Source organism: Phormidesmis sp. 146-12, from assembly GCF_052939495.1.
In genome coordinates, this window is record NZ_JBJPHS010000017.1 from 33553 (window position 1) to 47778 (window position 14226).

The 14226-nt window shown below is 48.0% G+C and carries 14 protein-coding genes; 9 read left to right on the forward strand and 5 right to left on the reverse strand.

All coding sequences use genetic code 11. From position 1 onward, the window contains the following. Nucleotides 1-203: 203 nt before the first annotated feature. Nucleotides 204-1595, forward strand: coding sequence for an SGNH/GDSL hydrolase family protein (locus ACKFKF_RS10065; RefSeq protein WP_446867603.1), 1392 nt, complete (start codon nt 204-206; stop codon nt 1593-1595). Nucleotides 1596-1604: 9 nt separating this feature from the next. On the opposite strand, the gene ACKFKF_RS10070 is transcribed toward ACKFKF_RS10065, so the two are convergent. Both ACKFKF_RS10070 and ACKFKF_RS10075 read right to left on the reverse strand, forming a co-directional pair. Then, nucleotides 1605-2129: a helix-turn-helix domain-containing protein gene (locus ACKFKF_RS10070; RefSeq protein ID WP_446857573.1), complete on the reverse strand. Its 525-nt coding sequence runs from the start codon at nt 2127-2129 to the stop codon at nt 1605-1607. 269 nt (nt 2130-2398) lie between these two features. Further along, nucleotides 2399-3265, reverse strand: a complete 867-nt coding sequence (locus ACKFKF_RS10075) for a DUF2382 domain-containing protein (protein ID WP_446867604.1) — start codon at nt 3263-3265, stop codon at nt 2399-2401. 259 nt (nt 3266-3524) lie between these two features. On the opposite strand from ACKFKF_RS10075, the gene ACKFKF_RS10080 reads away from it, so the two are divergent. From ACKFKF_RS10080 to ACKFKF_RS10090, 3 genes are all read left to right on the forward strand, one after another. Then, nucleotides 3525-4076 carry an alpha/beta hydrolase gene (locus tag ACKFKF_RS10080; RefSeq protein ID WP_446867605.1) on the forward strand — a complete coding sequence of 184 codons (552 nt, stop codon included), beginning with the start codon at nt 3525-3527 and terminating at the stop codon, nt 4074-4076. 311 nt (nt 4077-4387) lie between these two features. Then, entirely contained in the window at nt 4388-5437 is a 1050-nt protein-coding gene (locus ACKFKF_RS10085; RefSeq protein WP_446867606.1) for a YsnF/AvaK domain-containing protein, read from the forward strand. A gap of 79 nt (nt 5438-5516) precedes the next feature. After that, nucleotides 5517-6029: a BON domain-containing protein gene (locus ACKFKF_RS10090; protein WP_446857577.1), complete on the forward strand. Its 513-nt coding sequence runs from the start codon at nt 5517-5519 to the stop codon at nt 6027-6029. Nucleotides 6030-6386: 357 nt separating this feature from the next. Here the strand turns inward: ACKFKF_RS10090 and ACKFKF_RS10095 are convergent, their stop codons facing one another. From ACKFKF_RS10095 to ACKFKF_RS10105, 3 genes are all read right to left on the reverse strand, one after another. Beyond that, complete coding sequence (locus ACKFKF_RS10095) at nt 6387-7643, reverse strand: allantoate amidohydrolase (RefSeq protein ID WP_446867607.1); 1257 nt, start codon at nt 7641-7643, stop codon at nt 6387-6389. A 129-nt stretch (nt 7644-7772) separates the two neighbouring features. Then, the gene (locus ACKFKF_RS10100) at nt 7773-8582 is read right to left on the reverse strand and encodes an ABC transporter permease (protein ID WP_446867608.1); all 810 of its coding nucleotides are present in this window, start codon (nt 8580-8582) and stop codon (nt 7773-7775) included. Between the two features lie 3 nt (nt 8583-8585). Then, nucleotides 8586-9089: an ABC transporter permease subunit gene (locus ACKFKF_RS10105; protein WP_446867609.1), complete on the reverse strand. Its 504-nt coding sequence runs from the start codon at nt 9087-9089 to the stop codon at nt 8586-8588. A 386-nt stretch (nt 9090-9475) separates the two neighbouring features. Between ACKFKF_RS10105 and ACKFKF_RS10110 the strand changes: the two genes are divergently transcribed. From ACKFKF_RS10110 to ACKFKF_RS10130, 5 genes are all read left to right on the forward strand, one after another. Further along, on the forward strand, nt 9476-10177 hold the full coding sequence (locus ACKFKF_RS10110; RefSeq protein ID WP_446867610.1) for a GntR family transcriptional regulator: 702 nt from the start codon (nt 9476-9478) through the stop codon (nt 10175-10177). 53 nt (nt 10178-10230) lie between these two features. Then, nucleotides 10231-10638 carry an allophanate hydrolase-related protein gene (locus ACKFKF_RS10115; protein WP_446867611.1) on the forward strand — a complete coding sequence of 136 codons (408 nt, stop codon included), beginning with the start codon at nt 10231-10233 and terminating at the stop codon, nt 10636-10638. 204 nt (nt 10639-10842) lie between these two features. Further along, nucleotides 10843-11793 (forward strand): Rpn family recombination-promoting nuclease/putative transposase, encoded by a 951-nt coding sequence (locus ACKFKF_RS10120; protein WP_446867612.1) that lies wholly within the window; start codon nt 10843-10845, stop codon nt 11791-11793. A gap of 82 nt (nt 11794-11875) precedes the next feature. Further along, nucleotides 11876-12448, forward strand: coding sequence for a nucleotide exchange factor GrpE (locus ACKFKF_RS10125; RefSeq protein ID WP_446867613.1), 573 nt, complete (start codon nt 11876-11878; stop codon nt 12446-12448). A 163-nt stretch (nt 12449-12611) separates the two neighbouring features. Then, nucleotides 12612-14180, forward strand: coding sequence for an Hsp70 family protein (locus tag ACKFKF_RS10130; RefSeq protein ID WP_446867614.1), 1569 nt, complete (start codon nt 12612-12614; stop codon nt 14178-14180). Nucleotides 14181-14226: the final 46 nt, after the last annotated feature.

A 14226-nucleotide genomic window follows, 5' to 3' on the forward strand; every position in this document is an offset into this window, starting at 1 on the left:
TTTCTACGCTATAAAACCTGAATTAATCCTGACTTCACGCGAACTGAATTTAGCTTAATCAACTGACCTGCAAAGTTACTCAAGGATTACTTCTAATGATTAGATGTAAATGTCTTGGCGTGATGTTAGCTGACAAGCTGAATTGACTGTGAAGTTAGCCCAAGCCTTGAAAGGCGCTGTTGATCGTTTAAGGAATCTGCTGAATGTTTCGGACTAGCCGCAAAACTTATCGGTCTGGCTTCTCGTCCTACCAGAAGAAAAAGAAATCGCTGCCTCGCTGGTTGATTTTGGGGTCGATTCCATTGATTTTGATTGGCTTAGAGTTAATGGCCCGTGTGGGTGTTGGCCTCGCTGGCAAAACAGCAGAATTTGCAGCCTACGAAGGCGAACCTTTGAGCATGACGGCTTACCGCTTGAGGTATCTTGATCGCACCAATCAGCCCTACGATGGACTGCCCGATCGCGGCCGCCTCAAGGTCAGACGCAGTTCTCTGATGGGGTACAAACTGGTTGGCAATCAGCAAAGTAGTGCCTGGCGAATCAATGAGCAAGGGTTCCGAATGGAGCAGGCGATCGCGCCCACCAAGCCCAAAGATGAAGTGAGAATTTTTGTTTTGGGTGGCTCAACCGCATTTGGGCAACTGAGTTCTAGCAATCAAGCCACCTTTGCTAACCAACTCGAAACTCGCTTTAATCAACAAGTTGCGACCCAAAAAACAAACTCTGCTAAGTTTCGTCCCGACGTGTTGCCCTACTACGCCGACGAGTTGACCAAAGCAATGGCCCTGCCGCCTCGCATTCGAGAAAGCCGCTATCGAGTCATTAATGCGGCTGTCCCAGGATACGCCTCTAGCAATCAGCTTGCTCAACTCACGCAGCAGGTTTTGGCTTACAAGCCCGACTATGTAGTGATTGTCGATGGCTATGCCGATTTGTTGTTGCCCAGTACTCAAGAAGGAGCCGACGTTCCGGGTATTGAGGGGATGTTAGAAAATGCTTCTGGACACTTCACGGCTGCCCTTTCAGAACGGTGGAAATCCTGGTTTAACCAATCCTATCTAGTCAAGAGCATTCAATACTGGCTGTTGCGTCCCCAAGATGCCCCGGCTCCCATGATTCCGCCTGATACAGGAGTCGCGATCGACCAGCGCCTGCCCACCGACACAAATGAATTAAACCGTCGCGTGTCTCGCTATCGCAATAATTTAGAACAGATTGTCCGTCTGACCACGAGCGCCAAGATTCCGCTAATTGTCGCCTTGCAACCCGAAATCACCAGCCGGACAGACACGCTGACTCAGCGCGAGAAAAAGATTCTTAGCCAACTGGGGTCAAGCTATCCGCAGCAAGTTAAGTCTGGATATAAAGAACTTCAGCAGTCGATCGCACAGGTCAAACAAGCCTCTCCTCAAGGAGTTACCACCCTCAATTTGTACGATGCGACTGCCAGCCTCAAAGACGATGCATTTCACGATCCGATTCATCTCACTGATAAGGGCAACGAAGCGATCGCCAACAAGCTCTATGAGTCGATGGCAAATTCGCTAACCGTCCAGCCTAAACCGTTTGCCCAACCAGAACCACCTGTAAGATAGTACGGCCGACTAGATTGGAGTTTCGTCTCTGGCTTGAGAAGTGGGATTTCGTCGTTTTGAGGTTTTTCGACCTTTGAGAAACTGTGTTTTTACAACTTCAAAGGCCTGCTTGTAGATCTGAAAGTCGGAGGGCTTTTCAACATCGGGGACGCTGCGGGTGACATAGTGGAACGCATGGAAAATCGAGTTGAGTCCGGCGATCGCGTCTTCCATTGGAATCGGGCGGGTGACAGACGATCGCTCCACTTTGATGATGTAGTTTAGTCCGCCTAACTTTGCCAAATTTTCTAGCTTGTTTTCGTGGACGAGTCGAGCAACTTTGGTCAGGTCAGCCCCAATCACACTGGCAATTCTTTTGGCGGTTTCTTCGTCTGGGCCACTGCGTTTGAGACAGATCCAGCCCAGCCCGGCACGAGAAATGTTGACCTGTCGAGCAAGCTGACTCATATTGGTCTGCGGGTTTTCTTCAAGGTACTGTAAAACGAGTCGTCCAAAAGCTGAACAGTCTTCAGGACGCAACTTCAGAGGATTCATGTCAGATCTTAAGACTGGAATTTCTAAATATTTTGCAACATGGAGAAGAGTTTTTAGTATACTTGTTCCTTGCGGAAAGCTGCATTCTCCCAAGGATGGCAAAGGCAGAGCCAACGATAGCCCTGCCCAAAGAGTTTTCAACGCTGTTTTAAAACGCTGATTACAAGTTGACGTGGATTCAAATCAAGTTTTGCTTCCTCATTCAACCCTTTGATCCTGCAATCTTGCCAAAGTTGGGAAATAAGGGTTCGATCTGAAATCTCGTCAGGCTAAATCGATCGCTGTCCAGAGCGCGTGTCTATCCCTTGATCGACAACAGGGCGACCGTCTGTATCAACGTCTAACTCTTCACGGCGCAGTTGCTCTTCCGCTTGAACCGTTTGCTGATCAACTTCTTTTCTCACGGTCACTTCTTCGCGCACAAAGGCTTCTTTGCGAATGTCAGGCGTTTCTTCGTAGACTTCCACTCGCGCCACTTCTCCTTCGGCAAAGGCACCCGCATCCGGGGCAACCGTTCCCGCGTTAACGGGAGTCGTGCGCTCAATGACCACGCGCTCTTTTTCAACGGGGACAGAGACTTGTGTCGTTTCGGTTTCGACGCGCTTACCGATCGCCACTTCTCCAGTTTTTTGGCGAGTCTTGCTGGCGATCAATCGCTCTTCATAAAGTCTGAGACTCTGGTGTTTTTGCTCGTCAAGGTTGTAGAGGTCGGGTTCTCGATCGTAGGTGTAGCTGTTGCGATCGTACAGGGGAGCATCTAGCGGAGCCGAGTTTTCTACAGCAGCAGGACGATATACGCCTCTGACTTGTTCTTCCTGGTCGTAATCGATCGCGGTGCCTTCTTTATATTCGGGAAGCGCTTCGACCTGGGCACGAGTTAGACCGTTGGCATGAACGCAGTGAGCCTGGTTGTCAATTTCGGCACGACCGATCGGAAGTAAAACATTTTTGCCCAAAATCCAGCCGCCTGTGTGAATGACTAGATAGCGAAATTTGCCAGCGTCATCAACAAGTAAATCTTTAACTGCACCCACTTTTTCGCGGCCAGAGTAGAGGTCATACTCCAGGATGTGTTGTTCTTTGTCAAAGTGTTTGCGGTAGTCAGGATCAAAATCTTTAATGGAGTGAAGTGGCATCTTTTGTGTCCTATGTAAAGTGTTCGTCTTAGTTTTACTTAAAACTAGAAGTTGAGAAATCACACTTCCTCTCTCTTAAGTCAGATTGCTTCGGATTTTATAAGAGGTTTTAGAACAGGGCGAGAAGACCTTCTTTTAGATCCCTAGGAAAATAGTTGTCTACCTCATAAGGCTTAAGCAAACTGTCCCTTGGGCGAGAGGAAGGTTTAAGTTCAATTCGATACGTTAAAAAAGTTTGTCAACCACTTTGAGACTTATTATGAAATTGGCTATTCGTTCTTTTTGTCAAGCTATCGTTTTAGCGATCGGAGTCACCATTCTCAACAACACTGCTGAAGCGATCGCCGCTGAAAGAGTGACTTTGAAATACAAGATTTTTCGAGAATCTATCTCTGTTCCTCAACTGGCGACCTTTGCTAAAACGGGCGAGATTTCTCAATCTTTGCGGTTTTATCTAAATGCGACTCGGCAAAACCCAGAAGATGTCAGACGAGTCTTAAACCGACCCATTGATGTGAATGTTGTAACCCTCGATCGTACGCTCAACAGTCGAGTCGGAGAGTTGCTGCTCGACCAGATTGGACAAGCCATTCACCCACCCGTTGAAGAAGTTAATCGGCAGGCACTACGATCGGCCTTGGTGTTATCGGCTCAATCAGATAATCAAATCTCACTGATAGAAGTGCTGCAAAACTATCCGACGGCTGAGGTCGAAGTCGAGGGCGAACGGCTGGTGCAAGCTTATCGCCAACTTAGTGCACTGAATGGTCGTCTTCGCAATGTTGCAGAAGAGTTAATTAGACGGCTGTAATCATCCGTTAAATCTGTTGATTTAGGTTTGCTGAAATCGCAGCATCTTCTCTAAACTTTGATCAAGAAATAGACTTTTGACTTTGTTGGATGATTCAGTTTTTCTTCTTTTGGAGCAACTCAAATCGTCAAAAAATTGCTCGATCTCTATCTCAATTGTGAGAGCCTTGAGCACGATCGTCTTGCTTTTGATAGAGGAACAGCCTATCTAAATAGCGATGGCTTTTCTGTCTAGAAGAGAGTTAATGATGATGTAGCAACGAAGTGTTTTTACTTTAGTTTGCAAACTTAAAGGATTAGGAGAAAAAGAACATGGCTTTAGGTCGTCAAGACAATATGATGAGCAATCAACGTGCAGTGGGTGTATTTCCAACTCGTCAGGCCGCCGAACAAGCGCTCCACGAATTGAGAGACTCTGGCTTCAGCATGGATAAGGTTTCTGTTATCAACAAAAATGCTGATCATAGGGATGGCATGTCGGGTGCAGAAGTCAGTGATCGCGTTGGCAACAAAGCAGACGAAGGCGCAGGAGTCGGAGCGGTGTCGGGTGGGGCACTCGGTGGACTCACAGGTCTGCTGGTTGGACTGGGAACGCTGGCAATTCCGGGAGTTGGCCCAATCATGCTGGCCGGAGCAACCGCAACTGCTTTGGCAACGACGGCTGCGGGTGGTGCGATCGGAGCCGCTGCGGGTAGCTTGCTGGGCGGATTGGTCGGGCTGGGCATCCCCGAAGCAGAAGCCAAACACTACAACGATCGCATCACTCAGGGTGGCTATCTTGTAATTGTGGACGGCACTCAAGATGATATTCGTCGCGCTGGAGCTATCTTGAGCCACCGAGGAATTACAGACTGGGCGGTGTATGGTGGTTCTTCTGAGTCTCGAATCGACGCAATGCCTGTGGCTCCGGTGGCCACACCTGTACAAGCGACTCGTCAAACGGCCCCGACCACTGACGCTGAATCAATCAACCTGTATGAAGAGCGTCTCGTGGTTGATAAAGACCGGGAAAAAACTGGAGAAGTCGCGATCGGTAAGCATGTCGAAACGGAAACAGCACGAGTTTCTGTGCCGATCGAGAAAGAGCGGGTTGTCATTGAGCGCACGACCCCGGTTAGCGCTGAAGCGGTCGTTCCGGGTGAGATGGCTTTCCAATCAGGCGAAACAGTGCGGGTAGAAGTCTACGAAGAAACGCCTGACATTCATAAAGAAGCCTTTGTGCGCGAAGAAGTCACCATTCGCAAAGAAGTTGAACAAGAAACCGTGACGGCTCAAGAAACGCTGCGTCGCGAAGAACTGGAGATCGATACGGAAGGTCGTCCCGTTGTGAATGCCGATCGTAACTTGAACGATCGCATCTAGTTTCTGTGTCGGCGGCCAGGTCAGCCCTGATCTCGCTGCCGATTACCTTTTCATTCAAACTAATCGGATTACTAGGACAATGAAAAAATTTGCATTTCTTCTATTTAGCGGTGTTTTGGCGATAAGTGTGTCAGCCTGTGGGCCAGCTAAAACCAGCAGCGAGGCACCCAACACCACGGCGGAGGCTAGTCCAAACATGGAGAAACCGACCGCTCAAGCCAATCAAGATGACGCAACGAACGAAACGCGCAGAAAACAATTGAATTCTGATATTCGGGCTGCCGAAGAGCGCAACAAAGTAGCGGGTGATCAATCGGTCAAAACTAATAATGACCTACAAAGTCAGGTGCGATCGAAGCTAGAAGCCAACCTGCCCGCAAGTGCTTTGGCGGTTGAAGCAAATGAGGGTAACGTTACGGTGACGGGAACCGTTGTCAACCAAGCCCAGCTTCAAAAGATCGAATCGCTTGCTAAAGAGATCAGCGGAGTCAAAAGTGTAGATATCAAAGCAACGATCAACACCGCCGCGAAGCCAGCAGCACCTAAGCCCGGATCAGCTGATCTAACTAAGGAGTCTACAGGAGCGAAGTAAGCTTTCTGGAGTCCTGCTTGATATAAACAAATGCAGAATGATGAATCCTAAATGCATGTTGTGTGATTCATCATTCTGTAGGTTTAGCAAAGACTAATGTAGTGCCCACGATCGTTCAGGTTGTGGGTTCTGTTTTGGTTAGATAAGAAGATTCACCAAAGCCCAATACAAAATCAACGTTGAGATAACACCCAACCAGAGATAAGTTTGTTTCACGACAAATCACCTACCTAGACTTATTCCATTCATAAGCTAGACAAAAAACTAGCATTCTTCATCTATCGGAAAGCTGGAATGTGTCTTGTTTGAGTGGAAGCGATCGTGACTTCACCAATTAAAGTTTTTGAACCCCAATAGTTAACTCAAGGAGTCGATCGTATACATGCGATCGAGCCTCAACAAGGTTTCTAACAGCATTTCTACACCTTGAACACATTGTTCGGGTGACGTGTACTCATCTTCCGCGTGGCTGATCCCTGCGTGACTGGGGACAAAAATCATGCCCATGTCGGTAAAGAGTCCCATTTCTTGAGCATCGTGGCTGGCGCGGCTAGGTAAATGACAATAGCTAAACCCTTTCTCCTGGCAGATTTGCACAATTACATCTTGAATTTTGGGAGTTGCCAAAACTGCTTCAGTGCGGAGAATTGGAGCGGCTGTGATCTCGGTTTGGGTGGCGGCAGCGATCGTGTCCAACTGCTCCATGAGTTGAGCGGACAACTGTTTGAGATTTGCCAAATTAATGTCTCGCATGTCTACCGTCAGTTCCACCAGTCCGGGCACGATGTTGGCCGCGTTGGGAAACACATTCAAAGCGCCCACGGTGGCGACTTGCTGACCGGGTGTATTCTTAGCCAGCCCATTCACGGCTAGAACAATTTGAGCGGCGGCGACCAGCGCATCCTGTCGAAGATCCATTGGCGTAGTGCCCGCATGATTGGAACGACCTTTGACAACGATTACATCGCGGTGTTGCCCCACAATTCCTTCGACGACTCCAATTTCTTTGCCCTGATGATCGAGAACGCCGCCCTGCTCGACGTGTAACTCGACATAAGCCGCAACCTGGGAGCGATCGCGTTTGGCGGTCTGCAATTGTGACCAGTCTCCGCCGACTTTTTTGAGGCAAGTCTCGATCGCCGTTCCATCGTCTCGTCGGTAGTATTCAGCTTCTTCAAATGCGGTTCCTGACATGGCTTTGCCGCCGATCATGCCGCCTTCTTCGTCGGTGAAGACGATCACTTCGAGGGGGTGATTCATCTGAATCTGGTTGTCGCGTAGGACTCTGACGACTTCGATTCCGGCTAATACGCCCAGCGTGCCGTCGTAGCGTCCGCCTGTAGGAACGGTGTCAATGTGCGACCCGGTGACCAGAGAAGGGGCCTCAGCGACCCGTCCGGGGTAGGTGCCAATTAAGTTGCCAGCCACATCAATTCGCGTGGTCATGCCTGCTTCGACCATCCACGATCGCACCAACTCACGCGCTCTAATATCTTCTGGACTGTAAGCAATGCGCCGCACACCCCCGTTAGAAAGTTTGCCGATCGCGGCGAGTTGATCAATTGTACGGTTGAGGCGATCGCTATTGATGAGAGAAGTCAGAGTCAGAGTCATAGAAAAGTTTTGAAGGTTGAGGGTTGGAATTAATCGGTAATTAGTGATTAGTCAGGAGTGATTAGTCGTAAATCAATTACTAATCACTAACCACCAACCACTAACAAACTGATTTAGAGCGGCTATAGTTCATTCAGTTTGGCGGCGCGTAAAAAATTGAATACCAACTAATGCTAGTCCAATCATCAAAAAAGAAAAGGCAGTTGTGAGCGTGCCCAGGGCATAAAGTGACGGATTGGTGACATTGGTGGTCATGCCAAAAATTTCGAGCGGCAGCGTGTTTTTTTCACCTGAAATCAATGAGGTGCGGGTGAATTCGTCATAGGACAAGGTGAACCCAAACAGCGCCACTCCGATCAGGCTGGAACCAATGAGCGGTAAGACAACCTGCCAAAACGTTTGACCGTCTCCTGCGCCCAGATCTCGTGCAGCTTCTTCGTAAGATGGATCAAATCGATTGAATACGCCCACCATTGTCAGAAATGCGAAGGGCAACGTCCAGGTGAGGTGTCCTGCTAATGCTGAGGTGTACCATTGATTAGGCAGTTTGAACAAGCTAAAAACAATACCAATACCCAAAGAAATGAGAATGCTAGGAACAATCAAACTGGAAATGGTGAGATAAAAGAACAGGTTAGAGCCAATGAATCGTTTGCGGAATGCCATCGCAGCCGGAACGCTAATCAGTATCGTCAACGCCATAACCAACAGACCGAGCGTGAACGATCGCCCAAACGCTTCGACAAAACTTCCGACGCGCTGCTCTCCAAAAACGGCACCAATCCAATAAAAGCTAAATCCTCGCATCGGAAAAGTTAGTTCACCTTCGGGCCCTTGCAGAGAGAGCAAAAAGATCGCCGAAAACGGCCCATACATAAACAGCACAAACAACCCAAAGAACGCCGCCAACAAGTAAAAAGACAACGGGCGCTTTTTCATCGCTTATAGCTCCTTGCGAATGTCAACCACGCGCAAAATTGAGAACACCAATAAGAGGGTAATGGCTAACAAAATGACTGCGTTTGCGGCGGCTAGGGGATATTGCAAACTGCCGATTTGATTTTTGATCAGATAACCGATCGACGACGACTGTCCCCCACTCATCAGACGAACTGTTGCAAACTCTCCCATGACTGAGGTGACGACAAAAATGGTGCCGATCGCAATCCCCGGAGCCACCAACGGTAAGATAATTTCCTTCTGAATCTGAAAGCCAGAAGCTCCAGCATCTTCGGCGGCGGTAATCAGAGCGCGATCGATTCGCATCATGCTGTTAACGACCAGATAGCAATAACTTCCCGCAGCGACTTCCAGGTTTAAATTCTCAATCGCTGTAAAGCTACCGTATTTTTTGGTCACCGATCGCAGAGCAACCCCTTGAGTGCTGTTAAAACTTTTGACAACAGGGTCGCGCTTGGTGGATGGGTGGGAAGTTTCTGTCGGCATGGCTTCTCCAAGTTAGAGGTAGGAACTCACACATTCCTAAAGTCAGGATCTCATAGAGCAATTTGGGAAAATGTGACAATTTATGCAGAAGTTGAGCCGACTCAGGGCTTGTATCGCATAGATAAAGCTCGATGATCAACCAACTTCTGATTCTTTCAACCACCCCTGACAACGGAGGTAAGTGTTTGATAGGATTATTGCACTCAAGGCATGTAGACTGTATACCGTCTTCGATAAATAGTATTGTGTTTTCCTATACATTTTTGTGGCTTGGGCATCTGACTTTATGAGAAAGAACCGACGTTAAGGACTGGATCGAGCGTTCACAGTTCTCAGGAAATTGCATATACAATTTGCTTCCGCTTGCAAGGTGAAGGAGTATTATTTTGACCCTATCTCCGCGATCGCTACAGCGCAGTTTGTCGCTTCAAGAACAGACCTATCAAGCCCTCAGAAGTGCGATTCTGGCTGGAGAGCTAGTACCAGGAGCGAGACTGGTCGAAACTCAGTTAGCCAAACAGCTAGAAGTCAGTCGGACTCCGATTCGGGAAGCATTGAGACAGCTTCAGCAGGCAGATTTGGCCATGCCAGACGCAAATGGAACGTTGCGCGTAGCCACCTTTTCTCAGAGTGACGCGACGCAGCTTTATGATTGTCGGATCGCTTTGGAGCGGCTATCTGTAGTAGGAGCCTGTCAAAACGCCACTCAGCAGCACTTTGAAGAGTTAGATGTGCTAGTCATGCAGGCCGAAAAGATGGTCGAGAGCAAGCGATCGCACTTCAACAATTACCAACTGTTGGATCTGGATTATCAGTTTCATCGACTTCTAGCCAAAAGCTCTGGCAATCTGTGGTTAATGTCGCTGCTCGATCAAGTTTTTGATAAGATGGCGCTGCTACGAATTCAAACCATGCAAAACAATCCCCAGGTGTTAGAAATTCGGATTGAGCATCGTCACATTTTTGAAGCGATCGTTCAGCGAAATGCAGAAGCGGCGATCGGCGCGATCGGGCAACATCTGGCAGCCAGTCAAACACGAGTCATTCGAGAAGTGCGATCTCTGCAAGAGAATGTAGTAGAAGGGTAGGGGGAATGAAAATTTCCTGCGAATCGATCGTCTACTATTGAATTCTTTTCACCATGACAGCAACCAATTCTGCGGACACTAAGCGCGTTTTTATCTGTGGCTCGGCGCTCAAAGGGCAGCCTGATCACGGCAATCTGCAATCTGCAACGTTTCTGCGATCGGCTAATACCCAACCGTTATATCGTCTCCATGCCGCACAAGAAGGCTGGCACCCCGCGATTTATCAAGTCGAGGAGAATGGCATTAGCATTCCGGGTGAAGTGTATGAACTAACGATCGCTCAGTACGATTATTTAGTCTCTACGGAGCCGCCCAATATGTATCCAGGCGATGTCATTCTCGAAGATGGAGAAGTCTTGACAGCGATGCTCTATCCGCGTGATCTGGTTGAAAAATATCAGTGGGTTGACATTTCTGATCTGGGTGGTTGGGCAGCTTACAAGAAACAATCTGCAACGTAGTTGTTCTAAATCTAATGAACATCCTAATGAGTTGTGGGAGTTTGGTGGTTAGTGATTAGTCGTTAGTGATCAGTCGCAAACTAATGGCTCAGAACTAAAGACTAACAACTTGACCATTTCAAGATTCTCACAACTGATTTAGGATTTCTATCGGTTCATCTAACGCTTTAACTTCTGATAAAAATGCTGTCTCTAAATCTGTAAATGACGATCGACCACGACCAAAACTTCAAAGAACTGATCTCCACTTTCTTTTTAGAGTTTTTGGAACTGTTTTTGCCTGAGATCGCTAGGACGATCGACCCCAACTCCATCACCTTTCTACAACAAGAATACTTTGCTGATCTGGTTGAGGGTGAGGAGAAAATTATTGATCTGTTAGTAGAAGTTAAACAAGCGGGACGAGATGCAACCTTTTTAGTCCACATTGAAGCGCAGGCATCCAGTCAAGCTCACTTTCACCGCAGAATGTTTTATTACTTTGCAAGACTGCATCAGCGATATGTGAAAGACATCTATCCGATCGTGATCTTTTCCTTTGATGAACCGTATCGAGTAGAAGAGAACACTTACAAAGTGGCGTTTCCGACGCGCAAAGTGCTGGAGTTTAGTTTTGAGTCGATTCAACTCAATCGGCTAAACTGGCGGCGCTATGTCAATCAGCCCAATCCAGTGGCGGCGGCGCTGATGGCAAAGATGAAGATTGCGAAGAAAGACCGCGCTAAGGTCAAAGCAGAATGTTTACGATTGTTGGTGACCCTGCGCCTCAATCCTGCTAAAACCCGATTGGTTTCCAAGTTTGTAGACACGTATCTCCGGCTAAACGTCAAAGAGGAGCAAAGGTTTCAATCCGAAATTGATAAAATGAATCCTAGCCAGAAGGAGGAAATTATGCAGAACCTGACCAGTTGGGAAGAGAAAGGGATGGAAAAGGGCATGGAAAAGGGCATGGAAAAGGGCATGGAAAAGGGCATGGAAAAGGGGCGGCGATCGCTCGTGTTTCTCCTTTTACAGCAGAAAGTGGGGCAGTTACCCAAACCTCTGAGCGATCGTATCTCAACCATGTCTGCTAACCAACTAGAAGCACTCGCGATCGCGCTATTGAACTTTAGTACGATCGATGACCTGACAACTTGGCTAGACAATCAAGGATAGCGTTCGTAGCTCAGATGATCATTGGCAGTACATTGATCAACTATAAAAGTTTGTACAGGCAAGCGATCGCACCCTATCCATCATGCACGAATCCAATTTTTTCTGGTTTGGCTGGATCTTGACGTTTGTAGTGTCCTGTATTGTTCTGAGTTTGTCCTCAAAGAGAAAGACGAATTCGATCAAAAATCCAGTTGCTTCGCAGTTACTTAGAGAGGCGATCGCAACCTCAAAGCAGACTGATTTAGAGCAGCAGTGTTTGCGGTTGAGAGAACAGCTTCAACAACAAAAAACACAACTCAATCAGGACTTTCAGACTGACACCTTTGAACAATTGCAAACGCTGCTAACTAATTATCCTAGTGCCCGCAAAATGGCAGCCGCCAATCCCAATCTTCCGGCCCAAAACTTATCCGCCCTTTTTACACCATTAGAGAATCTGCTTGAAAGCTGGGGTATCGAAGCGATCGGTGTTCCCTGGAGTCAAGTACCCTACGATCAGAGACTACACCAACCCGACATCGAAGACCTGTCAGCAGGTGAACTCGTCTACATTCGATTTGTGGGCTATCAGCAGGGCGATCGTATTCTCTGTCCCGCCAGAGTCAGTCGGACGCTGCCACCCGTTCAGACGATTAAATCATCAAACAAAAGTTAAGATGTCTGATATCGCTATCTGATTTGAATTGTGGAAATTTAGTTATTGATGGTTAGTCACAAATCAATGGCTAATCAATAGCTAACAACCTATTATTTGACGATTCTCATAGACAATTTAGGACTTTCTATAGCCCCTGTTAATTCTGATTTCAAAACGCTCCATGACTGCGATCGCCATCGACTTCGGCACGAGTAACACTGTTGTTAGCATTCTTGAACCTGACACCCAAGCTCCCAAAACGCTGCGGTTTCCAACCATTTCGCGGCTGTTTCGCTTGACCAAAAACGGAGAAAAACTCGAAATTCCCGTAGTGCCGACGGTGATGTTTGTCAAAAGTGCAAACGAATTTGTGGTGGGAGAACAGGTACGCTCGCAGCGCTTGGGACTCACTCAACCCGATCGCTTTTTCAAGTCGTTTAAGCGGGATCTGGCTGCTGATTTTCAACCGCCGCCTCGTCAGATTGATGGAATTAGCTACAGTGTTGAATCAGTTTCTAACCAGTTTTTACAATACATTTGGCAACAGATTAAACAACAGAGTATTACCCCCTCTCAAGTAATTTTTACCGTCCCGATCGGAGCCTTCGATCGCTATCATGATTGGTTTCGTGACATGGCTGATCAGCTAGAAGTTTCTCAAGTGCAGTTGGTAGACGAATCAACCGCCGCCGCTTTGGGATATGCGATTCAGCGTCCTGGTTCTCTAGTTTTAGTTGTTGATTTTGGCGGCGGAACGCTTGATCTGAGCCTTGTCCGAACGGTTGCGGGAACGTCTGGAATCCATCGAGCCGAAGTGTTGGCTAAATCAGATGCCTACATTGGGGGAGAAGATATTGATACCTGGATTGTGGAAGATTATTTACATCAAATCGGGGCTTCACGAGAAACGGTAGGCGCGATCGGTTGGCAAAATCTACTGGCGATCGCCGAACGTCTCAAAATCCGCTTGTCCAGTGTCGAATCAGCAACCGAAAGCTGGCTCAATGAAGAAACCTTTACCTCCTATGATCTGAAGCTCGATCGCACTCGGCTAGAAACCATTCTCGAATCGCGTCACCTACTCGAACAGTTGCGTCAGGCGCTTGATGAAGTGTTAACGATCGCCCTGGGTAAAGGGATTCGTAAAGGTGATCTGGAGCAAGTTCTTTTAGTCGGAGGAAGTTGTCTAATTCCCGCCGTTCAACAGCTTGTTCTCTCTTACTTTGGGCGGCAGCGCGTCAAGCTCGACAAACCCTTTGAAGCGGTTGCTCACGGAGCCTTGGCGCTGACTCAACTGACTGGAATTGACGACTATTTGCGCCACACCTACGCAATTCGCTTATGGGAACCTGCGGCGCGATCGTATACCTACTTTCCGCTCTTTGACCAGGGCACCTCCTATCCCTGTCAGCGTTCCGAAGTCCTGACCCTACAAGTCGCCACAACGGGACAGCAAGAAATCCGCCTCGATATTGGAGAAGTGGCCGCTGCTTCACAAGCCGAAGTCACCTACGACGCTCAGGGCAGAATGACCAGCACCCCTTTACGCCAACAAGAAACCTATCGCCCCCTCGCCCATCAGGAACCGTCCGTTTGTGTCGCGCACCTTGATCCACCCGGACAGATTGGACTCGATCGCATCACCGTCCAGTTTGAAGTCACCGACCAGAGAATTTTAGTCGCTACTGTGCGAGACTTGCTAACCGATAAACTTTTAGTCGAACGGGGAGCGATCGCCAAACTTCAATGAGAGCAAATTTAGCCCTATTCCTTGAGAAGGTTACATCAATACCATC

Bases quoted from the DNA above. Each gene is read 5' to 3' on its own strand.
- ACKFKF_RS10090 (WP_446857577.1), top strand. From the start codon at position 5,517: ATGAAAAAATTTGCATTTCTTCTATTTAGCGGTGTTTTGGCGATAAGT.
- ACKFKF_RS10065 (WP_446867603.1), top strand. From the start codon at position 204: ATGTTTCGGACTAGCCGCAAAACTTATCGGTCTGGCTTCTCGTCCTAC.
- ACKFKF_RS10070 (WP_446857573.1), bottom strand. From the start codon at position 2,129: ATGAATCCTCTGAAGTTGCGTCCTGAAGACTGTTCAGCTTTTGGACGA.
- ACKFKF_RS10120 (WP_446867612.1), top strand. From the start codon at position 10,843: ATGACGATCGACCACGACCAAAACTTCAAAGAACTGATCTCCACTTTC.
- ACKFKF_RS10080 (WP_446867605.1), top strand. From the start codon at position 3,525: ATGAAATTGGCTATTCGTTCTTTTTGTCAAGCTATCGTTTTAGCGATC.
- ACKFKF_RS10130 (WP_446867614.1), top strand. From the start codon at position 12,612: ATGACTGCGATCGCCATCGACTTCGGCACGAGTAACACTGTTGTTAGC.
- ACKFKF_RS10095 (WP_446867607.1), bottom strand. From the start codon at position 7,643: ATGACTCTGACTCTGACTTCTCTCATCAATAGCGATCGCCTCAACCGT.
- ACKFKF_RS10105 (WP_446867609.1), bottom strand. From the start codon at position 9,089: ATGCCGACAGAAACTTCCCACCCATCCACCAAGCGCGACCCTGTTGTC.
- ACKFKF_RS10075 (WP_446867604.1), bottom strand. From the start codon at position 3,265: ATGCCACTTCACTCCATTAAAGATTTTGATCCTGACTACCGCAAACAC.
- ACKFKF_RS10100 (WP_446867608.1), bottom strand. From the start codon at position 8,582: ATGAAAAAGCGCCCGTTGTCTTTTTACTTGTTGGCGGCGTTCTTTGGG.
- ACKFKF_RS10085 (WP_446867606.1), top strand. From the start codon at position 4,388: ATGGCTTTAGGTCGTCAAGACAATATGATGAGCAATCAACGTGCAGTG.
- ACKFKF_RS10115 (WP_446867611.1), top strand. From the start codon at position 10,231: ATGACAGCAACCAATTCTGCGGACACTAAGCGCGTTTTTATCTGTGGC.
- ACKFKF_RS10125 (WP_446867613.1), top strand. From the start codon at position 11,876: ATGCACGAATCCAATTTTTTCTGGTTTGGCTGGATCTTGACGTTTGTA.